Origin of the sequence: Brevibacillus sp. AG162 (genome assembly GCF_006715575.1) — a bacterium.
In the GTDB taxonomy this organism is placed as follows: domain Bacteria; phylum Bacillota; class Bacilli; order Brevibacillales; family Brevibacillaceae; genus Brevibacillus; species Brevibacillus brevis.
In genome coordinates this window covers 407622-433348 of the sequence record NZ_VFNO01000004.1, presented here as the reverse complement: position 1 = coordinate 433348, position 25727 = coordinate 407622, and the positions used below count along the sequence as shown (strand labels likewise).

Here is a 25727-nt window from a genome sequence, read left to right as displayed (position 1 = left end):
ACATCACACATTCATATGTCTATGTCGATTCTTACGATTTTTTAGGCTGATTTATTAAGAGTTGGTCCTCTTCCACATCTCTTAACGGCTTTGCCGGATTACCGACAACAATCTTCCCAGAGACTACCTGTTTAGTTGCCACGCTTCCCGCCCCAACAACTCCATCTTCCTCCACAATCAGTCCAGGTAACAGAGTGGCATTTGCTCCTACCCTGCCGCCTTTTCGAATTGTACACCCTTTAAAAGCAGAAAATCTTTTTTCCGTACGTCCAATGTAGTTATCATTACTTGTTACAACACCAGGTGCAACAAATACATAATCTTCAATAGTAGAAAAAGCAGTAATGTATGCATTTGTCTCAATCTTGCAATATGCGCCTACGCTGCATTCGTTTTCTACAGCGACTCCACGACCGATAATCGTTTGGGTGCCTATTGTTACCTTTTCACGAATGGTAGCAAGATCAGCAACGAATACTTCATCTGCCAGTTGCGCATTCACGTAAACAATCGCACTGGTTCCAATTGTACAACGATTTCCGATCACAGTTGGTGGATGATCTGTTTGTGCCTTTAAGATCGATCTTGCGGCACGCATTGGTTTTTTTCCAATCACAACATTGTCATGTATTTGGCATCCTTCGCCGATTTTCGTGCCTTTGTAAATGATAACGTTATGGCCGATAGATACATTGTCACCAATCTCTACATCTTCTTCAATAATGCAGTTATAGCCGAATGTAACATGATTTCCTAATTTCGCTTGCGAATTGATAAATGAACTCATTTGTTGGTCACCTTCCATTTTTGATTAACTCCTCCATCATCGCTGCTAAGGTATCTGCCTGATTCTCACGCGAAAATTGTTTCGAGACGATATCTTTTCCTGAAATGTTAGACACCGGAAATCTCCCGTACGCAAGCTTACGTATTACCTCAGGTAGATAGTGCTCACCAGTTTCCTTGATATTCCCATATACACCCAAATTGAAACGTTGTAAAAAGTTATGAAGTTCTCCTCGCACTGTAGTAATAATCAATTTTTCATGTAACAGATAGTCAAACAATTTGTTTGGAAGTGCCCCTTCAAATAAAGGAACATCTTTTAAACAAATAAGAAAAGCGTCCGCACAATTTAAATACTTGTGAACGTTAGATTTTGAAACTGCTGAGAGGAATAGGACACTTTCTCCTAATCCCTTTTCTTTCGTTATCTGTTGGAGTTTCGGTTTCTCAATACCTTCACCCATTAGTACAATTTTGATCCTTTGTTCCTTTTTAAGCATTTCCATGGCATATATGAGTTGAACCAAATCATTGGCGGGTCCATGCGCACCTGCATACATACAGACAAAATCCTCATTTGAGATCCCCAGCGACTCTCGCATTTTTTGTCTGTCATGGGAGGGATCAGATGGCAACGTAACAGTTTCTATATCAATTCCGTTAGCCAGAAAAAAGAGTTTATCCTGCGATATTCCCTTTTGTTGTATTCGATCACCAATACCTTCTGTAAGTACTATAATTTTATCCGCTTCCCTATACAATACTTGTTCCATCCAGCGCAACAGTCTGATTAGCAGTTTGTGCCTTCCTCCAGCGATATCAATTAATGAATCCGGCCATAAGTCCCTGACCTCCAAAATAAATACAGCTTTCCTAACCTTTGCTAGCAACATGGCGGAGAAGGCAGTAAACAATGGAGGCGATGATCCTATCAAGACGTCGGGTCTTTCACGCTGGAACAATCCTGCGACAAAAAAACAAATAGCAAACAGAAACATGTTTATAAATCGAAGTACTCCGTTATCCTTATAAGATATCGCTCCTATCCATAGAAAACGAAAACCTTCTAGCACTTCTTTTTTTATCAATGTCCATTTGGAAAAACGATACGTTTTGTTGTGATGAATAAAGTTACTTCCCCATAAAGTGATAGTGTGTCGCTTTGCTAAGTATTTGGCTAATTCGTAATGGCGTGTACTAGCTGGATATTCGGGCGTAACACTATACTGGTTAACGATCCAAACTTTTTTCATATCGTTCACCTAACAGATTGGTATAGAGAAAGATCAACTTTTCACTTTCTTTCTCCCAATTCCCTTCACTATTTGCCCATGTTTTTGCGTTTTCGCTGCATTGACGCAAATATTCTTTTTCAGAAGACAAACGGACTATTGCCTCTGCAATACTCTTTGGATCAGTAGGGTCAAACAGCTCCCCAAAATGCACTCTATCATTCAACTTCCGAATTTCTGGGAGATTACTGGCACAGACGGCTAGTCCAGCCATCATATACTCAGACAGTTTATTTGGAAGACTGAATAAGTTATTTAAACAAGTTGGTTTATACGGGATGATTCCGATATCAGCTTCGCTTGCTTCCTTAACTAAATCCATCATAGCTACTGGCTCACAAAATTCAATTTGACCGCTGACTATATATGGTGCAGCAAGTGATCGGAGTTCTTCTTCCATAGGTCCCATCCCTCTTAAGCGGATCACAATATGAGAAGGGAGAAACTTCACAGACTTTATTAACTCTTCCAATCCTCTATCTTTCAGATACCCCCCGTGATACAGTATCACTATTTTTGAGTGGTTATCATGAATCTGAAGGTTTTTTTCATTTTGGAGCATCGTAAAGTTGTGTAGAATGACAGGCAAGGAGATTAACCGGTAACGCTTTTGAAGTTCATGAGCAATTGATTCATTGACCGTTATCGTTTGATTTGCCCGTCGGATAACATACCCTTCTATCAACATTACCAATTTTTTAAACCATTGGGGAAAATCAGCCCTCTGCTCAGCCCACAGCTCATGTGAGTCATACACAAGTAGCGCTCCTCTTAATTTGGCAACCACATAGGCAAATGGCAGCATATCAAAATCATGAGCATGATAGACGTCTGCTTTTTGTCCAAATGCAATCTTACCCATCTCCAAAAAAGCAACTAACTTATTCATTGCGATCTTTAGAATACCCAGCGTCGTCGTGCTCTTTTTTAAGCGGTTATTTGTTAACCCATTTGCACGAAACACGGTGTAGTTTCCAATTTTCTCATGCTTTGGGACGCTTGAAGTTTTGCGTATCCCTACAATACTTACCTGGCAGAGATTACTTAGTGAACTCGCTTCCTTCGTCACTCTAGGATCAGAGGTTACCTCGTTGCTTACAAGCATGCAAATGTGTTTCTTTTTCATGCGAGTTCAACCCTTTTTTGTATATATCCATTTGAATCTACAAATCGGGGATCTTCATCAATAAATATTTTAAACCAAAGCTCAACATTCAATAAGGACCATAGCTGCCAACTGAAATCACCGTTTGAGGATAGCATATTTGAAATCCCCACTGCATTAAATAAATCCCTTTGTCTTGCTGAATCATCTAGCAAGATTTTATTCACAAATTGCGGATCCTTTTTAAACCAGACATTGATTGGTGTTGGAAACCCTTTTTTGTCTTTTCGATTTAGGACTTCATCGGGTATCATTCCCTTTATAGCCTGCTTAAATATATATTTTGGTTCTAATCCTTTTACCTTTACCGAAGACGGAATAGAAGCAGCAAATTCCACAATCCGATAATCTAGCAGCGGTACTCTTGATTCTAACGATACCGCCATACTCGTTCGATCTTCGACTTGAAGCAGTCCTGGGAGATATGCTTTGATATCATGGTAGAGCATTAGGTCGAAACGGTCCTCACTCACATCTTTGCGGAGATACCTATTGAACGTATCATTCATATCGTAATTTGAAAGGACATCCTGCATCTTCAAACCAAATAAATTAGGATTAAGCACCATCGATGTAGAATATTTTCGCCATATCTCCTCAAATGTCCCCGGTTGCGTTGGTGTTTCCTGTATTCGTTGTCCTATCTTTTTAATTGTTGTTTTGATTCCATGTTGCTTGGCATACCCGTAAATGAGCAGAGCCCTTCTTTTCAAGCTGTTTGAAAATGACTTCTGCATTGAGGCTACGGGGGATGACGGTTGCCCATTCAAAGGAAGGTCTTCATATGCAAGGAAATAACGTGTGTACCCCCCGAATATCTCATCCCCTCCCTGACCACCTAAAACTACTTTGACATTATCAGCCGCTAACTGACAAACAGAAAATTGCGGGATAATACCTGGTCCAACTGCTGGTTCATCCATATGCCATATTAGTTTGGCTAATGAATCTTGAAAAAATTTCATATCCGGAACGATCTCAAGATATTCGGTGCCTGATGCTTTCGCAACTATTTTTGCATATTTTGTTTCGTCATAAAAATCGCTTTCATTAAACTTTCCAGAAAACGTTTTTATTCGCTGCTCTAGATGTTTAGCCGATAAAGAGCTAACCGTACTTGAGTCAAGCCCACCACTTAAGTGGCAACCCAATGGAACATCACTTCGTAAATGTAATTTTACGGAGTCATTTATTAAAAACCTAAGCTCTTCAACCGTTTGAGATTCTGTTCTAGAAGCAGCTTCAAATGTAAGGTCCCAGTACTCTTCAATGAGCAAACCTTCTTTTTCGGACACTGTTGCACAATGACCTGGCAGCAATTTTTTAATGTTATTAAAAAACGTCTTATCATCTGGCACGTACATGAATGATAGATAGTCTACAATAGCTTGGTAATTGGGCTCCCTTTTAATTGTGCGATCGGCAATAATAGCTTTAATTTCTGAACCAAATACAAACCGTTCTCCATCAAAGTAATAGTAGAACGGTTTTATTCCTATTCGGTCTCGTGCTACAAATAACTCACGCTTTTGTTTATCCCACACAGCACAGGCAAACATTCCATTTATTTGTGATAAACCTTTTTTCCCTTCTTGGGCCAACAACTGTAGTAGAACCTCCGTGTCAGACTCAGTACGGAAGATCACTCCTCTTTGGACTAAAAGCTTACGTAATTCTATGTAATTATAAATCTCCCCATTAAACACAATGGTATAACGGCCATCAACCGTTGTCATTGGCTGATGGCCCGCTTCTAGATCAATAATACTGAGTCGACGAAAACCTAGTCCGAGATTGTTATCGAGGAATATCCCATCACTATCAGGACCTCGGTGAGCGATGATATCACGCATCTTAACTAGCTTATCAGGGTTTACCGTTTTTTGGTCAAGATTAAAAACTCCTACAAAACCACACATACACCCTCCAAAATCAACTTGTTTATTCAAAATAAAATATTCGATCAAGAAATGTTTTTAATACGAATTTCTTTCAGAAATATATATTTTAACTCTGGTCCAAAGTAAGGATGCTTTATAAGAATATTAACTACACTATCATCTGCCTTAAACCTAATGGTCCAAGGATTTAATTCTTTACTGAAAAACGTTTTATTTGCCTCGCCAAGGAGCCGTCCTCCTGCTTTCATTTCAGCTGTTAGCTGAAAATCCGTCTCATTGTTTAGAAAATCTCCTCCAATCCAATCCGGAACAATCTCAAGTTCATATTCTTTGCCAGGTATTAATGAGGTCAACTTCCAGTTATGATAGTTATTTATTCCTGCCGCTCCAATATACTGGGCACCTTGATTTTTCGGACCGAAGTCATTATTTCGGATTTCAACTTTTTGATTGACATCTAACCACAATGGGTATATAAATGGATTTTCTGGTCCAATCGGCCCAGCGGGATTTGCCTTTTCATAAATATCAGTTCCAACATAGTCTTTTGCTAGTAATGGAGATTGATTAAATCGTTGTTTCCCATTAAGAATTAGTGCAACATCTTTCCTTTTTCCTTCTCCTTTTCTGAGTTCCTCAAAAGATAAGACATTGGGATTCGTTGAATTATTTAAAGTATCAGTATAATAAGATGCATAAGTTGGATCGTAGACACTCCACTTGCCGTTAATCCATAGCTCTGCAACAGCATGTCCATCATCTGTTGGATAGTTACCTAAACTAATAATTCTACCATTAATCCCTTGAGTAGCTGCTAACGCTAATAGTAAATTTGTAAAAGTTCCACATGCACCTATCCGTTCATTAACTGTGGCTTCAGGACTAGAGTTACTAGCGATTCCTACCTCAAAATCAGCAATAAAATCCATGAATGCAACCACTTTTTGATGAGGAGATAGCTTACCCTTATCAGCTAAAATACTGTTCGCAACGTTTACAATTTCGTTGGTAACAGGCTGTTTAAATGGTCGTAACGGGTTATTTGGATCATCACCCCTAAGAAAAAAGTTTTCATTATTATTTACATTATTATTTGCAATAGAATGGGATGGAAAAAATAAACTATAAGAAGAAACAATCACAGCTAGTGTAAGTTTAGCAAATTTATATTTCATAGCTGTTACCTCCAGTGAATTAGAAACTCGATTCTTCCGCCTCTGTGTTTATCGTTAATCTTAGTACCAAAATCTTTGACATCTTTATAATTTGTGTCCTCCTTAAAAATAGGGCCAGATAGACTGGCCCTAAAATTATACCATGCAAATTATTTTTTTTCTTCAAGAGCCAACATTTTGATCCCTCGAATTAATATTCGAGGTTGCCCTACAGTTTTCCTCACCGTTACCTTTACTGAACTTGCTTTTACTCCACCTACATTAATTTGCTGGACTTTTCCCTGCTGCTTTGTCCTAGTTATTTGCTTGAAACTTTTCCCTGTCCTGTCTAAGAAATCAATAATATACTCTTCTCCATAGTTTTTATCGCTTTCCCACGTCAGTTCAATGCTTTGAATAGGGACCTCTTTCTCTAATTGTAAAGTAAAAAATTGAGGTAACTCACCTTCAATGAATGCACCATAATCATCATTAAGATCATTATCAAGAGCATTTTCAACACCATGCTTTGGATAGGTTTTTGATGACGATGATACTTTTACATTTCCAGTAATGTCCACGAGTTGACTTTGCGAGTTTTCTTCGATTATTGAACTCTTCCCGTTAAGCGTGTTATTAAGATAATACGACCATTTTTCAGCATACTGAGTAAAGAACCAATCGTTTGTTTTCTTACCTAACTCCTGTAATTGTTGTACATGAAACTTTTGATAATCAGGCCCCATAAACCAACCTAAATCTTGGGGGCGAATAGTTAGAACCGCTTCTTTCCACTTACCATCTCCAGTAGTCCTAATTACTCCATTTTGAATTGGTGTAAACTCAAGGTAATTCCCTTCATTAATGGATTGAATTTTTACAGCAAATTGACCTTTTGATTCATCTTTATACTTAATAATTATTCGATGAATAGGAAGATCAAAGTAATTATCAATAGGCTTCTCCGGAAGGGCACCTACAATAAAAACATTATGTCGATGTCCATTTTTAATCGGTTCTTTATTATAGAGATATCCATTGTTGAAGTAGCGAACTGTCTTCCCATCAACATTCACAACCTCAGACCAATCGGTGCCAGATATTCGAGGATGAGAGTTGAAATCATTATTACTTCCAACATCAATATGTGTTACTGCTTTTGTTTCAACGTTTTCGATATAAATTTCATCAATTGCTGGACTTTTATTTCCATCCACCCAATCAAGTTGCAGTAGAAACTCTTTTTTCGGATTTTGATCATATTTTGACCAATAACCGTTATCAAAAAGCCACAATGTATCTTTTAATGCCTTTATCCCTTTTTCAGATAAATCACGGCTGCTATCTAACAATGTTACAGTGGAAAATAAATGTGCATTCAAAACATGCGTGCTATTTGGGACTTCCTCAAAAAACAGTGCGTCTTGACCAATTTGCGTTGAGAGGCCTCCATTTTCTACAGGTACATTGTAGGCATTTACAGCTTGTTGAAGTAACTCTTGATAATTTACTTCTGAATTAGGCTTGCCCTTCTTTACAGCTTTTTGTAGAGCCTCAATAATATAATTTTGTCCAAATGCCGATTGCCATGGATTTTTTGAGACCACATCATTATATGCGTTATCAAAACCGAATTCCCATATTTTCGCGTCTTTAGCAACTGTTTTTCCGTTGGTTTCTATCCATTTGTATGCCGCCTCAGAACTTACTAATTCAGGGTTCACTCCATAGGTTTTAATGATTTCTTCTTTAGTCCCTTTACTGTAGTCACTAAAAAACATATTCCCTTTGATAGCTTGTGTTGCAATAATAAATGGACTGTATACTGCTGGCCCTGGTCTCCCCTTTCCGTCCCAGCCTGTTGGAGTAAATTTATTCTCTTTACTTGCTTGATGCTGTCTTAAAACCCCATCCTGATCAAAAGAAAAAAGGGATAGCATTGGAGTTTGTTGTGGTAAAACTTGTGGTTCAGCCTTTACAACTTTCACTTCATTTTCATTAAACTGTTTTATTGAATTAACATATCCCCTATTTTTTCTTTCCCATTTTTCTAATGATGGAGAAAAGTTAGCTAGCTGAGATAAATAATCAGTATGCTTTTCAGCATATGAAATACCTGTCCACCAACCTAAATCCGTAGCTCTTACAGGTATTTTCCATTCTACCCATTCATTAGAGCCAGTTAGCAGCAAATCACCATCATGCAAATTACGAAAAGATGTCCCTGGGGAAATGGATCTTATTTGTGTCGATACATTCCCTGCTTTTTCATCTTTGTATACAATACTCAATTCAAACCAATCTTTTCTCAGATTATCCGTCCATTTCGAAGGTAACGTAAGGTAAAAATAAGTGCCTGGAGCATTCATTTGACCATCCGCATCTTCTTGGCTTGTAGCAGGATTAACTGGTTTTAGTCTTCTTATCGTTCGATTATCTAGAAGTTCAGTTTGCCCCCAGTCGTTACCTGCAATACGTACATGTCCCTCAGCATCACCTTGGCTCCCAATGTCAATAGAGACTTCTTCACCGTTTATAGGATCTCTGAGTATAATCTTATCAATAGCCAAATTCAATAATTGATACCCATAAGGGTTGTTAAACCGAAACAACAACTCATCTTTTTTCGGATTAAGATCATATCTTAACCAGTACCCATTATCGTACAGAGGTAGCCATTTTTCCAAAGTTGCGATTCCTCTGTCGAACCAATCCTTATACTTTTGTTCTCCAGATGCATCAGCGAGTTGCTTAATTGCAATAAGAGTTCTCATATGCCCATTTAAAATATGCGAAGGATTTTCTACAGGAGCTGCTACTTCCTCAAACCAAATGTCTTGATCTTTTTCAAAAAGCAGTCCCTTATTATTCAGGGGGATAAAAAGTATTTGCGCTGCTTTCTCTGCCAAATTGAGATATTTGGGATCGTTAGTTTCATTATATGCCGATACAAATGCTTCAATACCGAGTGCTTGTCCAAAGGCACTATACCAAGGGGACTTGATTTGGAGATCGTTATAAGTATTATCAAAATCATAGTACCAAATATAATTATTGTTATACTCGACTAAGTTTTCTTCTAACCAATTTATACAAGCCCAATATTTTTTCATATCACCTTTGTTTAAATACTCAAGCGCGTAAACACCTACTCCTGCTGGATTTATCTTCTTACCAACACCATCTATTTCAAGATAAGGTACACCATTCTGATCAAATAATTGTTTTGCTCTATCCACATCCGTCTGTTGTACATCATTCAAATCAATAATGCCTCCTTGGTTCACATTCATAGATTCTTCGTTTCCACTTGCAAAGTATATTGAAGTAACCAAAGCAAAAATAAATAACCCGCAGGCAACTATCCACTTCGTTAGTCTTATCACAAAAGTATCCTCCCATGTTGATAATTATGTCCCCAGGGTTTATATTTCATTAACACCTTAATCAATGAATTCCCTAAACCACAGCTCCAAGCAAAGGAGTCCCCACATCACACGACTAAATTTTGTTTGCTTGCTCAAGATTTGTTCGATCTCAGTAACATTGTAATATCCCCTATTAGCAGTACGAGGATCAAGAAGTATTTCCTTTATGAATCCATTTAGATCTTTTTGATACCATTCATTTAATGGTACGGGGAAGCCCATTTTGTCCTTCCGATTAATGATTTCGTCTGGTACATGATTTTTAACAGCTTGTTTCAAAATATTTTTTGATTTTCCACTTTGGAACTTTATTACAGGTGGAATCGTAGCAACTAACTCCATTAGTCGGTAATCAAGTAGTGGTAATCTCGATTCCAAGCCTACTGCCATACTGGTCCGATCCTCAACATGCAGTAATGCTGGCAAAGATGCCTTTACATCAAAATATAGCATTTTGTCGAGATAAGAAGTTGCGTTTGAACGATTAAATATCTTTTGATAGTCATCGAATACAGAATAGCTACTGCTCTCCGTAAACAAATCGGAGTCTAATACATCTTTCATGCCTTCACTTCTATCAATTAACCGGAAATATCTCTGATCCTGTGGACCGAAAAGTCCCTCTTTAAAGAAATGCTGAAGCATTGGTTTATAGTTGCTCAATAGGTTAAGATTTGGGATGATGGAACTTAATGTAGTTACAAATTCCCCACGATTCGCCGTATCTTCAATTGCACCTTTCAAGCTTTCTTCTAGGTAAGCAACCATGTAACGTGCATATCCCGCAAATATCTCGTCGCCACCTTGTCCTCCTAGAACTACCTTTACATGCTGACTGGCAAGCTTCGAAACCATGTATTGTGGAAATACACCTGGGCCTGCTCCTGGTTCATCCAAATAATATATGATATCTTGGATACTATCAGCAAAATCACTAGCAGTTGGAAAAATCTCATAGTAATCAGCCTTCGAATGCTTTGCAACTAATTTAGCGTAATATGTTTCGTCATACTCTTTACTGTCTGAAAAGCCTCCAGTAAACGTCTTTATATTCATTCCCTCAAGAAGAGAAGCTGCAAAAGAAACAACTGAGCTTGAATCCAAGCCACCACTAAGATGTGCTCCCACGGGCACATCACTTCTTAACCGAATCTTCACAGCATCTTCTAATAAAAACCTCACTTTGTCGACGAAGTAATCCTCTGTATGATACAAGTCATAATTAAAATTAAAATCCCAATACTGCTCGATATTTGCTCGGAAACCATCGTTTATTTTTATAGTCAAATGGTATCCTGGCTCCAGTTTTTTAACCCCTTCAAATAGCGTCTTATCGGCTAATGTATACTGAAAAACATAATAATCTTTTAAACCCTTCATATTTACTTTACGCAGTGCTGGATTATAGGAAAGGAGCGCTTTAATCTCAGACGCAAAAATAAACTCGCCATCTTCCATGGAATAGTAAAATGGTTTAACCCCGAATCGATCTCTAGCAGCAAATATCTCTTGTTTGTTTTGGTCCCATATCACAAATGAAAACATACCATTGAAACGACTTACACAGTCTTTTCCATATTCTTCATAGGCATGAATGATGACTTCTGTATCACAATAGGTTTTAATATTGTGCCCTTTTTGTACTAATTCTTGCCGTAGCTCTAAGTAGTTGTATACTGCCCCATTAAAGACAATCCAGACTGTTCCATCCTCGTTTGTCATTGGTTGTTTCCCGTTTGTTACGTCAATAATGCTTAACCGCTTATGCCCCAAACCGATATTGTCATGCAAAAAAATTCCTTCATCATCACGACCGCGGTGCTTGAGTTTTTCTCCCATGATTCTTAATTCATTTTCATATACTCTCTTCTCTGAACGAACAATTCCATATATGCCACACACGACGCAAGTCCTCCTTAAACGAATACCTTCTCTAGTACTTTTTCAGTTTTTCTCATCGTTAAATATTCACTAGTTAACTTTTGTTCCTCTACTTCCCAATTGATTCTTCTCGCTGCATCATTTAATTTTTCTTTAAAATGCTGCAACTTACTCTCATCCTCAAAAAACAAATCTATTGCATTTGCAATGAATTTAGGATTAGAAAAGTCTTGAACAATACCAATCTCTTCTCCAATGATTACTTTTCGTAAAAAAGGTAGATCATTGGCTAAAATCGGTAAACGCGCTTGTATAAATTCATATAATTTATTTGGGGAACAGTAATATGTGTTTTTATCCACTGCAGGGTACGGGATAATCCCTACATCTGCCGAACAAGTGTACTTCAGTAGTTCATCTTGAGAAACAGCTTCCATAAAATAAACTTTACTCTCGACATTTAACTTTCTAGCAATGCTTTTTAGGACTTCGACATAAGTACCGAACCCAAGCATAACTAAAACAACATTCTCATTTTTTACATACTTCATTGCCTTCACAAGGTTTTCAAGGTTTCTCTTGCCCAAAAAGCCACCTTGAAACAATAAAATCTTCTTCTCTCGACCAATCCCCAATTTTTCCCTAAATAAATCAGAATGCTGGTAGTTAAGATACTCTTCCCAATGTTTCACGGCATTTTGAATAACCAATGGTTCTTTTACTGTCACATTATACTTCTTCTGGCACTTCTCTATAATTTGTTCACCTAGTAATTCATTTGGCACTATCCAGAAATCAACTTCAGGTAAGATTTGCGCTTCTATCTCTTCCAATAACAGAGCATATTTTTTTGGAAGCGTGCATTGTTCCGTATAATTTTCATGTGCATCATAAATTAAAGGGACGTTTCTTTCTTTTGCAAGCATATATCCTGCCTTTAATGCTGGTAAGTCGTTAGCCACAACTAGATCAAACTCTTCTTGAATACCCGCATTATAGAAGGCCTTATCAAATAGCGGAAAAAAGTTAATGTTAAATGTACGAAAGAACTTTAAAACCAGGTTATAAAAAACATTTACCATTTTTTGTACAAGTGCTATACATTTGGTCGTTATCCAATTTAACAACCTAGTATTGATAGAAACCATCTTATTTTTAGACTTTCGAACAAGTTTATAAGAAGTGTTCTCTTCAATGGCTACCATGTTTTTATTTGCATATTGGTTAATAAAATCGTTTCTTTTATAAGCAAAACTCATAATTTTTTTATGAATACCTCTGTAAAATTTTACGATTTTTGAGTGGTATTCAATGTTTTGAAGATCAATTCTTTTAATCGCAATATTAGGGTCAATCGTTCCCGATAAGAAATTGTCACCAGAGAAAGGCACGCCTATAATGGTTACTTTAAACCCATGTTTCACCAGGGAGTTCGCCTGCAATGTAATTCTTCGATCAATATCTGTATCAGGAGTTAAAACTAATATATTCAAGATGACCCCTCCGAAATGGCACTGTAGCGTAATGTTATTTTTTTCTTAAAAAGAATTGCACAAGATTCATCTTATCTAATTTTTCCAATTTTGTGTTTAGGTCTTGCAACGCCTCTATTTTATTGTCAACTTCACGCAAGAGCTGTCTATTCTCTCCTAAAATACCCTCGTATTTCTCATTTAGCTGTTCTAGTTCCCTTACGTATCGATGTTTCTCTATTTCTAGCTCAGCCACTCGACTCTGAAACCTTGCGATTTGTTCGTAGTCAATTGTTAGGTTCTTATATTTTTCGGTTATATCCTTATAGTCATTTTGAAAGCGCTCATTCAGAAGTTCAAGTTCGGCTGTACGGTTCTGAAACCAAACGATTTGTCTTTCATTCTCAATTTTAATGTTTCTATGTATTTCCAACTCTGCTTCTACATTTTGAAGATTGACTAGCAATCTATCATACTTTTCATGTAGATTTTTCATCTCAAATTGAAGTGCATTCAATTCGGAATGTATTTGTTCAGAGGAAATTTCTTTCTTTTTTTGTTCAGCCAGTATATCCAACAGATCATTAATTGGAATTTCTGTTGTACTCACTGAAGCCTTCTCGAATAGGTTAACCAATTCAGATGGTACTTCAATAACATAAGAACCATTCATCAGAGCAGATCTCAAATCAATCCGTGTAGCCCCTACTTGAAGAGATGCCATAAATCGCTCTGATCCATTGCAATCTGCATCACAGATAAAGTAACAGTTTGATTCAATCAATGTCTCGATCCATTCACTGAGGTCTATTGATACATTTTGCTCTTCAGGAATTACGGAATAGATTGGGTTATTCTGAGAATCATTGTTAACATAAATGTATTTAATCGGATGTAATTCTTGTATCTTGTCACTCGAAGTCAGTTCGAATATGAAACCTTCTGCTGGACAATTGATTCCAGATGGTACGATAATCCTTTGTTTCTTCCATTCCCCATCTGCTTTATTTTCTAACTGACCAATTGGTATATAAGAACGTTCTCGGTCAAATACATTCACGAATAGAGGCTCAATGGTGATATCCTGATATTCAATGAATAAGCAAAACTCTTCATCTGTAAATTTCGGAATGATAAAAATCGCATGATTGGAACCATCTTCCTTTGGCCCAACTAATCGATAACTGTGTGTGTCCTCCGTTATGATGTTCGAAATATTTAAGCTATCGCCAACTACTATATATGGCTTGTAACCAAAATATACGGTATGAGATCTTTGAAAGAAAGGATTCGTAAAATCTAAGTTCCACTTATCATCACTAATAAGCTTCACATTTTTCAATCGAACGTCACTTTCAATTAATAATGTTTTGCTTGTTGATTCGGTTCTGGAACCAGAATCTTTTTCTAACAGAAAAAGCGCTTCGTTATGAAGAAACTCCTCTAAGCGTAACTGATCCATCACTTTATGTACGGAGTCTGCAATTGCATCGTAAAACTTGGGATTAGTGATCATCTTTTGATTGGAATCACTAAGGTTACCTTGTTTTACACCACACTGCGGACACACAGCATTATCCCAATTATTGGAGTAGTGATATAAGCTCTTTAGTTGTTTTGCATATGATGGAATATGACTCCATTCATCTCCGCCGAAACTCATTTGCTTTATGATAAATTTCGCTCCAAACCCATGCACAATCGTTTCTTTGTTAATAGAATGAATATGCAGATTCACATGAAATTGGCACAAGCAATTATTGCAGGTCATCATGCCAAATTCTAGCTTTTCTTGAAACGGAGTGACAATTAAAATATATCTTTTAGTAACCCTTTGTAATTCTTGAATACCTTTTTCGAAGACTTCGGTTGGCAAATGTTCAAGCACATCAGAAATTAATATGAGATCAAATTCCCCATCCTTGAATGGCAGCTTATCTATTGACCCTACTATTTTTTCTGTTTGCACATATTTAAGTGCTTCTTCACTTATATCCACTGCGCAAACTCTGTCATATTTCTTTGCCAAACGATTTGTAACAATTCCGTTACCACAACCTATGTCCAAAATTGACTTCACACCATTTGGAATTTTTGACAAGATTAGCTCAGTGATCTCAACTTGGTGTTGAGTTGGATCTTGTTCCCAAATATCCGGGGAATTGTAATATTTCATAATGTTACTGTTTTCCATTAGATAGCCCCCTTCTCATTCCCTCCCCATCTGACAGGGTGATTAATTAATCCTAAAGACACATTAACCCCAAAAGGCTGCTCCACTTTAATTTCATACATCTTATCGTGAAGATCGTAAGCAGGCGGTTCAACATTATCTAACAAATTTAATTCTTTAAAGATTGCTACCGATACGAGATAAGTGCCTTTCCCTAAAAGTAAAGGATTAAAGAATACATTTACAAAACCTTCGCCAAATGCCTCGTTTACTTCATATCCATCTTTATTCGATAACACTTGCATAGCACAAGTTCCATCCAACAAGTAATAAGCAAGCACAAAAATTGGGTTTCTCACTTTTTCTTTCGCAAAATAATTGATTCTTACTTTTTTATACCCGAGGTTTTGGAAGACATGCGATACTTCATTATTATCATTTAAAAAATCTACAGAAGTAATAACCATTTCACCTGAACCATATATTCGACTATTACTTTCCCTCTCTTCGAGTAGTTCCTGATAATTTATCGTTTTAACTGTCTCATTATCCATACTTTCATCATGAATAACTTCTTTCAGATTAAATACACTTGATTTCCACTCGGAATCATCATTTGCCTCAAGATGACCAATCTCAACATAGTTTTCGCCATCAAAAAACTCAATTTTCACTTTCTCAGTCGATATATCCTGATAAACGATTTCTAGTTCATAGTTTCTCAATTCAGCTAAATTTTGTACTTTAAATACAAATAAAGCGTGCTGGTATTCTCCACCTACGTCTTCAAATGATCGATATCTTTTTCCATTTTGCTCAACAGGCGAAGACCAGTTAATTATTTCTTTATCCACAATTAAAAACAAATCACTTCCATTATTTGTATCACCGGCGTCGCCAATCTGCAGACACTCAATAACCTTATCTTTACAATAAAACTTCACCTCTGATATGGGATGCTTTTCCAATGGAGCCCCATTCTCTGTGATGAAGTGAAAGTAAACAAGTGAATCTTCAATTCCCTCCTCTAAGGTTTTAAAATTATTATGTTTTAATCGTACATTTCTAGCCTTTAGTCTTCTCTCTTCCTGTTTCCGAATTGATGCTAGGTATTCTGCAGTAACATCTAAAATATTTCCTTCCATCACCACTTTTCCCTTATCAATCCATACAGCCTCGTTGCACATTTTTTGAACAGAAGATATGTCGTGTGATACAAAGAGAACCGTTGTACCACCCTCCGTTAATTTTTTCATTCGCTCAATCGATTTATTGATGAAGTATGCGTCCCCAGCCCCTAGTATTTCATCTACAATAAGGATCTCAGGAATGACAACAGTTGATGTAGCAAAAGCTAGCCGTGCATACATACCTGCTGAGTAAGTCTTAACAGGTTTATCAATAAACTCTTCTAGTTCTGAGAAATCCACGATTTCTTCAAATTTCTCTTTTGCTTCTTTACCGACGATACCAGAATACGACAATGAGGCGAAAATGTTCTCACGCCCAGAAAACTCTGGATGAAAGCCTGTACCCAGCTCCATTAGAGCAGAGACCTTCCCATTTATTTTTATGTCTCCATCAGTTGGTCTCAAACTACCGGCAATTATTTTGAGCAGAGTACTTTTGCCAGCACCATTCCTACCGACTAAAGCTATCTTACTGCCTTTTTTTATGTTAAGATTTATATCTTTTAACGCCCAAAATTCTTCGTATCTATTTTTTGTAAGAAAGCCAAATCCAAGGACGTCAAGTATACGATCTCTAGGATGCTTGTAAGATTTAAATAATTTGTTTACGTTATTAATTTGAACAGCGTATTTATCATACATAATCTGCAAACACCACTTTCAATCGGGTAAATACGTAATGTCCTAAAAAAAACACTCCTAAGGACAATGTTACAAAAATCACGGTTATATCCCAACTTGGTAAGGAGTTGTAGATTATAATCTCTCTATACAAACTAATCATATAGTACATCGGATTGAATTGCATGAAATACACCAGTTCACTGGTTAACATATCAGTTGTATAGGCAATTGGTGAAACCATCATAAGTAAGATCAAAATCACTGTTATGATCTGTGATAAGTCACGAAAGAAAACATTAATACTTGCCAGAATCCACACTAAACCCGTTGTAAATAATATTTGCAATACCAATACAAAAGGAAGAAGTAGAACATAGAATCCTAGTTGCCCGTTGAATCCTACTACAATTAGCAACATGATTAAACCAATCAACTGCGATACCATGCTAGCCAAAACTACTTTTACAGGTATCAGCTCAATGGGGAAGATCGTATTTTTGATCAATGAACTATTGCTTGTCACCGTATTAACCCCTAGTCCGATCGACTCAGAAAATCCAAACCACGGTATTAGACCTGAAAAAATAATCAAGACGTAGTCAAAAGTAGATATACCAGTTAGTTTGATTTTAAAAATGGTTATGTATACCAAAAAATATGCTGAAAGAAAGAGGAGTGGATTTAATAAAATCCACGTCCCTCCCATGATTGAACCTGCATATTTTTTCTTAATATCGTCTACCGTTATATTAAAGAGAATCTTTCTATAGCTGATTAGTTGAGAGAAAGGGTTATTCATAATTAACTCCTTTCAGAATGATTAAAAGCGCATAAGAGATTAACAATTTTATTGGAAGCAGTTCCGTCTCCATAAATTCCCTCTCTGACAGTCCTGTCCATCCCTGAATGTATATCATTAAAAGATGCGAGAATTTTTTCCTTAGACGGCCCAGCTAACACATTCATTCCTACTTCAATTGTTTCGACCCATTCTGTTTCATTACGTAATGTAATACACGGTTTACCAACAAAGTACGCTTCTTTTTGAACCCCACCACTGTCTGTCAAAATGGTTTTAGCGTTTACTTCTAAAGTTACCATTTGTAAATACGATAGGGGATCTAAAAGTGATACTTTATCACTAACTTCAATACCATATTGGTGTAGATACTTTTTTGTTCGTGGATGTAATGCAACCAAAACCGGAATTTCATCTGCAATTTCATTAAAGGAACCAAAGATTTCACTCAGATGTTGAGGATTATCCGTATTTTCTGCACGATGCACAGTCGCCAAGGCATACTGTCCTGGCTTAACATTGAAACCATCCAACACGCCTGTATCGTTACCTACCTTATTCATGTAATAAAGCATGCAATCATACATAACATCCCCAACTGAATGTACTCGGTTCGCAATTCCTTCTTTTTCCAAATTATTGACAGAGTGGTTGGTTGGGCAAAACAGAATAGAAGACAAATGATCAGTCACTACTCGGTTGATTTCCTCTGGCATTGCTCGGTTATAACTTCTGAGTCCTGCCTCGACGTGGGCAATGGGAATATGGAGTTTTGATGCCGCTAAAGCCCCTGCTAATGTTGAGTTTGTATCACCGTATACCAAAACGCAGTCTGGCTTCTCCTTCAATAATACTGCCTCAATCGCAGTTAACATTTCCCCGGTTTGTTGACCATGATTAGAAGAGCCGATTCCTAAGTGATAATGAGGATGAGGAATGTCAAGTTCTTCAAAGAAGATATCGCTCATATTCCGATCATAGTGTTGACCAGTATGGACGATAACCTCATTAAACAAATGGTTACTCGTCCGATTAAATTCCCGGATGGCTCTGGAAACCGCTGCCGCTTTAATAAACTGTGGACGGGCACCAATTACTGTTATTATTTTCATAATTTACTCCGTTCTTACAGTCTGAAATATTTCCCTTTAACATTTGTTTTCTTTTTTATTCCGTCTCTTGTATCAAAAATAACACGGGCAGAGGAACAGATCAGGTCGTAATCGAATTGCGAATGATTGGTTGTCAATAAAACCAAGTCTGCTTTTTCTAAAGCCTCAGCAGTCAACGAGATTGTCTCTACCATTTTCCCATTAAACTTAAAGTTAGGAATGTGAGGATCAACTACCTGATACTCAGCACCTTCTTTATCGAGGATAGAGAGTATTTCAAGAACCGGAGATTCCCGGTAATCATCAATGTCATTCTTGTAAGCTACACCTAATACGAGTATTTTTGAACCATTTAACGACTTTCTATCCTGATTTAGTATCTGCATCATTCTAGTAACTACAAAATCAGGCATACTGCTATTGATCTCACCTGCTAATTCTATTAAGCGAGTATGATAGTTAAATTCTCTTGCTTTCCATGTAAGGTAGAAGGGATCGATTGGGATGCAATGCCCTCCTAGACCTGGGCCAGGATAGAACGCCATGAAGCCATACGGTTTTGTCTTTGCCGCGTCAATCATTTCCCAAACATCTATACCCATCTTGTTGCAAAGAACCGCCATTTCATTTGCAAGTGCGATGTTAATATGGCGAAATGTATTTTCATATATTTTTTCCAATTCCGCGACTGCTGGACTTGATACTACATGTATTTCACCCTCGAGCACAGCTTGATACATAGTCGCAGCTACCCTTGTACAATCGGGAGTAACACCCCCAACGACTTTAGGGGTATTTTTTGTATTGAAATGCTTGTTCCCCGGATCTACCCGTTCTGGTGAATAGGCTAAAAAGAAATCAACTCCACATTTTAAACCGGATTCCTCCAAAATCGGCTTAACCAATTCCTCTGTTGTCCCAGGATATGTAGTACTTTCTAGTACCACGAGCATTCCAGGTTTTAGATGATTAGCGATTTCTCGTGCCGAAGAGCTCACATAGCTCGTGTCGGGCTGATGATACTTATCCAAAGGAGTAGGTACACAAATCGCTACAGCATCTACATCGTTGATAAATGAATAGTCAGCAGTAGCCCTCAATTTATTCGCTTTCACAGTAGACTGAAGATCCTCATTCAGTACGTCACCAATATAGTTAATCCCTTGGTTTACCATCTCTACTTTGTCAGATTGCACGTCAAATCCAATTACCTGAAATCCTGCTTTCGCTTTCTCTACTGCTAAAGGCAATCCAACATAACCTAATCCTACTACACCGATGACAGCAGTTCTTTCATCAAGTTTCCGAATCAATTTTTCGGCTAAAAGAGGTATTTCCTGTTCTAGCAAGTTACTCATGAAGTTGCTCCTCTCATCTCGAAAAATTCGCTCACAACAGAAATTACATACTGTTGCTCTTCCTCAGTCATTTCTGGATAAAGTGGCAAAGCCATAGTACCCTTCGCGGCTTTTTCAGACTCAATCAGGCTTTCTCTATCGTAGCCTAAATCTTTATATACTTCTTGCAAATGCAGTGGGACAGGATAGTAGACACCAGAAGATATACCTTTCTCTTGCAAGAAGGCCATTAGTTCGTCACGAAGGTCTGTTTGAATAATGTACAAATGATAAACTGCATAGCGGTTCTCTTTTTCAAAAGGAACCTGTATCGGCAAATCTTTCAGTGCCTCGTTATAAACAGCTGCTTTTTGTCTACGAGCTGCATTCCACTGATCAATATAAGCAAGCTTTACGTTCAGCATTGCAGCTTGCAAACTATCCAATCGACTGTTGTAACCAATCATGGAGTGATAGTATTTGGGATTGCTACCATGTGCACGTAAAATTTTTATTTTTTTGGCCAGTTCTTCATCATTTGTTACAATCATACCGCCGTCTCCATATCCCCCCAAATTTTTCGTTGGAAAGAATGAAAAACAACCGGCGACACCCAATGAACCGATTTCTTGCTCCTTGTATTTTGAACCAATTGCTTGACACGCATCTTCGACTACGTATAAATTATATTTTTTAGCCAATGCCAAAACTTCGTCCATATCAACAGGTTGTCCAAAAATATGTACGGGAATGATTGCCTTCGTATTTGGCGTTATTGCGGCCTCCAGCTTACTCACATCAAAATTATAGGTTTTTGGATCAATATCAATAAATACCGGTTTAGCACCTAGTTGAGAAACCACTTCCGCAGATGCAAAGAAAGTGAATGGTGTAGTAATAACCTCGTCACCTGGCCCTATTCCAAGTGCATCAAGTACGAGAAGCAATGCATCTGTACCATTTGCAACTCCGATAGCGCATTTTACGTTACAGTAATCCGCCATCTTTTGCTCAAAGTCAGCAACATGCTTACCCATAATATAATTACCACTCGATAATACATCATCAACAGCTGCTTTTATCTCAGCTTCGATGCTTCTGTATTGCTTTACCAAATCAAGCAATGGTACCTTATGAGTGGTTGTATTCATATTGACGATTCTCCTCTTCTACTATTTCATTTAATTTAACTGGCTTTCCTAATTCTGCTGATTTATAGATTGCTAATACAAGCTTTAAAGCCTCTAGCCCATCTACTCCACTTACAACCGGATCCCGGTCACTCCGTATTGCATCAACCATGTCTCTAATGATTTCTTCCTGCCCAGGGGTACCGTATGGATCATGTTCAACCTCTTGAATGAGCGCTTCTGCATGTTGCTTTGGAAGAGACTCAAATTCCCAATGCTTGATCCAGTTAGCTGTAGTTCCAGATACAACAGCTGTTCCGCTCTCACCAAAAATACTGAGGGACTCTTCAAAGTTCTTTGGGAATATGGTAGCAGCAGCCTCGATGATCCCTAATGCCCCATTTTGGAATCGAACTGTTGCGGCTGCAACATCTTCAGCTTCAATATTTCTAAGACGTGTTGCAGAGTATCCTTGTACTTCTTCCACCGGCCCCATTAACCACAATAGTAAATCTAAATTATGTATAGCTTGGTTCATTAAAACTCCGCCGTCCATTTCCTTCGTTCCACGCCACGCTGCTTGATCGTAATAGGCTTGATTACGATTCCACCGTAACGTTGCATTAGCGTGACTTATCTTTCCAAATTGGCCAGTTGTCATTGCTTTCTTAAGAGCCATAATGGCAGGTCTAAATCGATTTGGATGCACGACAGATAGTTTTACGCCGTTGTCCTTACATGCTTGTACAATCGCCTCCGCATCCTGAACAGTCAATGCGATTGGTTTCTCTACGATCAGATGCTTTTTAGCATTAGCCGCTTGAATTGCCAATTTTGCATGCAGCCCACTTGGTACACAGATGCATACAACATCTATTTCTGGCTGATTATCCAGCATTTCACCTAAATCTTTGTACCCATTCACTTGATATTTTTCACAAGTCTCCTGCAATCTCTCAACCGACGTATCACAAACTGCGACAAGTTTCGCGTTTTCGACATTTTCGATCGCCTCAATGTGTTTCTTTGAAATGTGGCCGCAGCCTACTATGGCGAAATGTATCATGATTCTATCTCCATTCTATTCTTCTTGTATTACTATACCATGAATGAAACAAAAATATATTTGTAGAATAACATCATATCACAGCAAATATAAGTTTCATTATTATACAGAAGTCGACAATTACATAGTTTCCAATACGGTAAAAAAAGGATGTTGATATGATTTCAACATCCTTTTATCCTTACCTATCTATTCTATTAACATTGCCCGATAGTCATCCAAAAGCTGCTTATAATTCGGGGACTGTGCTTGTAATTTCTGAGTCAATTCTATTGCTACACTATTTTGCCCCAACTTCTCATATGCAATGATCATTAGAGCCTGCACTTCGAGTGTAATACTCGGATCAGTAACCAATTTAAGTTGTTCAAGACTATCTGCATAGTTCCCTAAAATAATATTCGCTTGCCCAAGATAAAAATACGTATAGGCATTCAAATCTAATGGCCTCTTGTCAGGGATTGCCTCTGCCTTGAAAGGTTCTATCCGACTTACGTAATCCTTGTATTTATCTGAAGCCTTCCTAGCAAGTACTGTCGCTTGATCTTTTTGATTTTGTTTTGCCAATTGAGATGCAACCTGAGCATTTACCTGAATGCTTGCATCGTAGAAGTGAACATTAAAATGATCTTGCTCCCAAGCCTTTTGGAAATATTGATCGGCTTTGACCCAATCATTCATGAAGAGATATACGTTGCCGATCTTGTATAAAACCTCTGATGCTTTGGGTTCGAGTTGCTCAATACCATTTAACGTTGCTTCTGCTTTAGATTTCCACTCGCTCTGCTGTGACTGTATATACTTCGTCGCATACACTTTAGCCAGGTTCATCGCATATTCCGTATGATAAGGGTTAAGCTTAACTGCTTTCTCCAATATCGGTTGTGCAGCTTCTACATCTACTTCACTTGCTAACGCAGAAATATTGTTTTGCGCAAAGAGAATCCTTCCCGAATATACACCGACTATTCCTACACAAACAGCGATAAAAGCGATCAAGAACCGCGAGTATTGGAAGCCTGGTTTCATATCTTTTGATTGTACTGGTACTGCAATTGCTATCAGCCAGAAAACAATAAACCATACCGTACCAAAAGAGAAATCAAAATCAATGAAAGCATGCATCAATATAATGGACAAGGATACTAGGGAGGCAACTGCAATAGTCGAATCGCTATTCTCCTCTTGTTCTTTCTTAATGCGAATGAGTATCTTCCCTACCAGAAAGCATATCACCCCAATGAAAACAATGAGCCCCAACCATCCTGTATTAAGCAAAATCTCCAAATAACCGTTATGAACCTCATTACTATAGTAAGGGAGCTCTTGATGAGCAGGATAAACAACTCTCCATCCTTCGCCACCAAAACCGAACACAGGCGCCTCCTTACTCACTGCAAAAGCATCCATATACATATTGGTTCTTCCCAATACACTAGAAGTACCCAAGTTAATATCAGTGATTCGCTGCTGCAATGACTCAGGCATAGCCTGGTATAGTAATCCCTGGTTTTTGAAATCCAGCAAAGTTAATAACCCTACTAATAAAATGAAACCCGGCAATACAAAGCGAATCAGAGGTTTCTTCGTTTCTTTCAGATAACTACTATTTTTAATGATCCTTTGTGTAAGCAGCACCAGTACCTTTACGATAATACTTGCTACAACGAATGCGAGTAAAGCTGCATCATCTACATTTTCAGACCCAGCTGAAGTCATTTTTTGAAACACTAGGAGTGAAGCTACTAGAGAGAAAACCGTAAATGCAAGGTATTGAATTTGTTCCTTTCCCTTGAGAAGGAGTACTCCGATGAACCATGCCACAGGAAAAACGACCATTGCCCCACGCGAGTAGGATAAGAAAAAACAAACGCCATATGCTACCAAGGGCAAGCTGAAGAAAAGTGTAGTCAAGACTTTGATTTCTTTTTTTGCCAAATAGACAAGAGCATACAGCCAAAATGCACAGATAATCGTTGCAAATGTATTGGGATATTGGAGTGGCCCTGCTAGCCTTCCCGAAAGGACTATATCCTTAAATACAATCCAATTCCAAAAACCAGCAAGCGAAAAAAAACTAATCCATACGCCCGTTGCGTTAAAAACGATTGGCAGCAGCTTTTCCACTTTATCATTGTGATCGATCTGTCGTAACCAAATTAACATGATAAAAAGAATCACGTAGGTAAACCAACGAAATAAGTTGTCCAAAGCTCCCATGGGAGTTTCTGCACCGAGTAGTGATAATACATGTGTTATTGGAATGAAAAATACAATCAAATAGATTATTTGTCCATATTGTTGGCTTTTCCTGATCATCCATATGGCTGCGATCAAAAATAGTAGAATTAGACTTACTTCGATTAAATAAAAATCAGTATCAAAAAATAATCCTCGCAGATATGGCGTGCATAAAAATAGGAGGGCTAAAGCTGCAAATAGCCCCCATTTCACTAATTGTTGCATTTTAGACCTCCGGCTTGCTTCTTTCCTATTTAGATTCAAGTTCTTTTACTAGGTTAGCGACCTCAACCTTAGTATTCGTTCCCTCAGGAGCAAGATCCAAGTATTTTTTCATACTGGTTACCGCTTCTTGTTTTTTGTTCAATTGCATATACCCGAATCCGATAAAACGGTAAGCTTCAAAATACTTAGGGTCATTCGTGATTTCCGATAATACTTTTACCGACTCTTCAAATTTATTCTGAACAAAGTAGATTTGTCCGAGCTTAAATTTAAGATCTGCAAAATCAGGCTTTACTTGAAGGCCTTTGTTAGCCGTGAGAAGCGCATTATCGAAATCTTGATTTAACATTTGAATTGCTACAATATTGTTGTAGCCTTCGATCATGTCTGGTGACTTTGTAACTGCATTTTGATAATAACTCAGTGCTTTACTGAGGTCATTTTGTTTCCGAGAGATATTACCCAGGTAGTACTCATAGATACCATTTGAAGCGTCAAGCTTTACACATTCCTCAAACGCTGACTTTGCTTCACCCATTTTTTCAGAATTGTAAAGAGCTAATGCAGCATCAAACTTTTCCTTAACAGGATTTGAAGTTTCAGACTTCTTTTCTTGAGCTATAGGTGCAGGTGCTTCGGTTTCCTTTGCACATCCAGTAATAACGGCTAAAGACAATAGGAATACACCCACTAAATGTACGTACTTCATGAACGTTAGGTCCTCCATATTCTAGAAAATACAATACTCAGA

17 protein-coding genes are annotated in these 25727 nt (G+C 37.8%); all 17 read right to left on the bottom strand.

The window, feature by feature from the left end; translation table 11 throughout:
- Nucleotides 1–31 precede the first annotated feature (31 nt).
- On the bottom strand, nucleotides 32–805 hold the full coding sequence (locus FB479_RS15810) for an acyltransferase (RefSeq protein ID WP_232030164.1): 774 nt from the start codon (nucleotides 803–805) through the stop codon (nucleotides 32–34).
- Nucleotides 795–2039 (bottom strand): glycosyltransferase family 4 protein, encoded by a 1245-nt coding sequence (locus FB479_RS15805; protein ID WP_142065928.1) that lies wholly within the window; start codon nucleotides 2037–2039, stop codon nucleotides 795–797. Before FB479_RS15805 ends, FB479_RS15810 begins: the two co-directional genes overlap by 11 nt.
- Nucleotides 2017–3204, bottom strand: coding sequence for a glycosyltransferase (locus tag FB479_RS15800; protein ID WP_142065927.1), 1188 nt, complete (start codon nucleotides 3202–3204; stop codon nucleotides 2017–2019). The genes FB479_RS15805 and FB479_RS15800 overlap by 23 nt, the downstream gene beginning before the upstream one ends.
- The gene (gene asnB / locus FB479_RS15795; protein WP_142065926.1) at nucleotides 3201–5162 is read right to left on the bottom strand and encodes an asparagine synthase (glutamine-hydrolyzing); all 1962 of its coding nucleotides are present in this window, start codon (nucleotides 5160–5162) and stop codon (nucleotides 3201–3203) included. Before asnB (FB479_RS15795) ends, FB479_RS15800 begins: the two co-directional genes overlap by 4 nt.
- A 44-nt stretch (nucleotides 5163–5206) precedes the next feature.
- Entirely contained in the window at nucleotides 5207–6319 is a 1113-nt protein-coding gene (locus FB479_RS15790; RefSeq protein ID WP_142065925.1) for a transglutaminase-like domain-containing protein, read from the bottom strand.
- 149 nt (nucleotides 6320–6468) lie between these two features.
- On the bottom strand, nucleotides 6469–9684 hold the full coding sequence (locus FB479_RS15785; RefSeq protein WP_142065924.1) for a D-glucuronyl C5-epimerase family protein: 3216 nt from the start codon (nucleotides 9682–9684) through the stop codon (nucleotides 6469–6471).
- Between the two features lie 57 nt (nucleotides 9685–9741).
- A complete protein-coding gene (gene asnB, locus FB479_RS15780; RefSeq protein ID WP_142065923.1) occupies nucleotides 9742–11628 on the bottom strand; it encodes an asparagine synthase (glutamine-hydrolyzing) in 1887 nt (628 codons plus the stop codon).
- Nucleotides 11629–11642: 14 nt separating this feature from the next.
- Nucleotides 11643–13100, bottom strand: coding sequence for a glycosyltransferase (locus tag FB479_RS15775; RefSeq protein ID WP_142065922.1), 1458 nt, complete (start codon nucleotides 13098–13100; stop codon nucleotides 11643–11645).
- Between the two features lie 34 nt (nucleotides 13101–13134).
- Nucleotides 13135–15273, bottom strand: coding sequence for a class I SAM-dependent methyltransferase (locus tag FB479_RS15770; RefSeq protein WP_142065921.1), 2139 nt, complete (start codon nucleotides 15271–15273; stop codon nucleotides 13135–13137).
- Nucleotides 15273–17084 (bottom strand): ABC transporter ATP-binding protein, encoded by a 1812-nt coding sequence (locus FB479_RS15765; RefSeq protein ID WP_142065920.1) that lies wholly within the window; start codon nucleotides 17082–17084, stop codon nucleotides 15273–15275. The genes FB479_RS15770 and FB479_RS15765 overlap by 1 nt, the downstream gene beginning before the upstream one ends.
- Nucleotides 17077–17865: an ABC transporter permease gene (locus tag FB479_RS15760; RefSeq protein ID WP_106654733.1), complete on the bottom strand. Its 789-nt coding sequence runs from the start codon at nucleotides 17863–17865 to the stop codon at nucleotides 17077–17079. The genes FB479_RS15765 and FB479_RS15760 overlap by 8 nt, the downstream gene beginning before the upstream one ends.
- Nucleotides 17866–17867: 2 nt before the next feature.
- Entirely contained in the window at nucleotides 17868–18977 is a 1110-nt protein-coding gene (gene wecB, locus FB479_RS15755) for a non-hydrolyzing UDP-N-acetylglucosamine 2-epimerase (protein ID WP_142065919.1), read from the bottom strand.
- A gap of 14 nt (nucleotides 18978–18991) precedes the next feature.
- A complete protein-coding gene (locus FB479_RS15750; protein WP_106654735.1) occupies nucleotides 18992–20335 on the bottom strand; it encodes a nucleotide sugar dehydrogenase in 1344 nt (447 codons plus the stop codon).
- The gene (locus tag FB479_RS15745) at nucleotides 20332–21465 is read right to left on the bottom strand and encodes a DegT/DnrJ/EryC1/StrS family aminotransferase (RefSeq protein ID WP_142065918.1); all 1134 of its coding nucleotides are present in this window, start codon (nucleotides 21463–21465) and stop codon (nucleotides 20332–20334) included. The genes FB479_RS15750 and FB479_RS15745 overlap by 4 nt, the downstream gene beginning before the upstream one ends.
- Nucleotides 21446–22510, bottom strand: coding sequence for a Gfo/Idh/MocA family protein (locus FB479_RS15740; protein ID WP_142065917.1), 1065 nt, complete (start codon nucleotides 22508–22510; stop codon nucleotides 21446–21448). Before FB479_RS15740 ends, FB479_RS15745 begins: the two co-directional genes overlap by 20 nt.
- Before the next feature lie 189 nt (nucleotides 22511–22699).
- The gene (locus tag FB479_RS15735) at nucleotides 22700–24976 is read right to left on the bottom strand and encodes an O-antigen ligase family protein (protein WP_142065916.1); all 2277 of its coding nucleotides are present in this window, start codon (nucleotides 24974–24976) and stop codon (nucleotides 22700–22702) included.
- Between the two features lie 25 nt (nucleotides 24977–25001).
- Nucleotides 25002–25685, bottom strand: coding sequence for a tetratricopeptide repeat protein (locus FB479_RS15730; protein ID WP_185746378.1), 684 nt, complete (start codon nucleotides 25683–25685; stop codon nucleotides 25002–25004).
- Nucleotides 25686–25727 lie beyond the last annotated feature (42 nt).

Coding starts and splice junctions, on each gene's coding strand:
- FB479_RS15810 (WP_232030164.1), bottom strand. CDS start 805: ATGGAAGGTGACCAACAAATGAGTTCATTTATCAATTCGCAAGCGAAA.
- FB479_RS15805 (WP_142065928.1), bottom strand. CDS start 2,039: ATGAAAAAAGTTTGGATCGTTAACCAGTATAGTGTTACGCCCGAATAT.
- FB479_RS15800 (WP_142065927.1), bottom strand. CDS start 3,204: ATGAAAAAGAAACACATTTGCATGCTTGTAAGCAACGAGGTAACCTCT.
- asnB (WP_142065926.1), bottom strand. CDS start 5,162: ATGTGTGGTTTTGTAGGAGTTTTTAATCTTGACCAAAAAACGGTAAAC.
- FB479_RS15790 (WP_142065925.1), bottom strand. CDS start 6,319: ATGAAATATAAATTTGCTAAACTTACACTAGCTGTGATTGTTTCTTCT.
- FB479_RS15770 (WP_142065921.1), bottom strand. CDS start 15,273: ATGGAAAACAGTAACATTATGAAATATTACAATTCCCCGGATATTTGG.
- FB479_RS15765 (WP_142065920.1), bottom strand. CDS start 17,084: ATGTATGATAAATACGCTGTTCAAATTAATAACGTAAACAAATTATTT.
- FB479_RS15760 (WP_106654733.1), bottom strand. CDS start 17,865: ATGAATAACCCTTTCTCTCAACTAATCAGCTATAGAAAGATTCTCTTT.
- wecB (WP_142065919.1), bottom strand. CDS start 18,977: ATGAAAATAATAACAGTAATTGGTGCCCGTCCACAGTTTATTAAAGCG.
- FB479_RS15750 (WP_106654735.1), bottom strand. CDS start 20,335: ATGAGTAACTTGCTAGAACAGGAAATACCTCTTTTAGCCGAAAAATTG.
- FB479_RS15745 (WP_142065918.1), bottom strand. CDS start 21,465: ATGAATACAACCACTCATAAGGTACCATTGCTTGATTTGGTAAAGCAA.
- FB479_RS15740 (WP_142065917.1), bottom strand. CDS start 22,510: ATGATACATTTCGCCATAGTAGGCTGCGGCCACATTTCAAAGAAACAC.
- FB479_RS15735 (WP_142065916.1), bottom strand. CDS start 24,976: ATGCAACAATTAGTGAAATGGGGGCTATTTGCAGCTTTAGCCCTCCTA.
- FB479_RS15730 (WP_185746378.1), bottom strand. CDS start 25,685: ATGAAGTACGTACATTTAGTGGGTGTATTCCTATTGTCTTTAGCCGTT.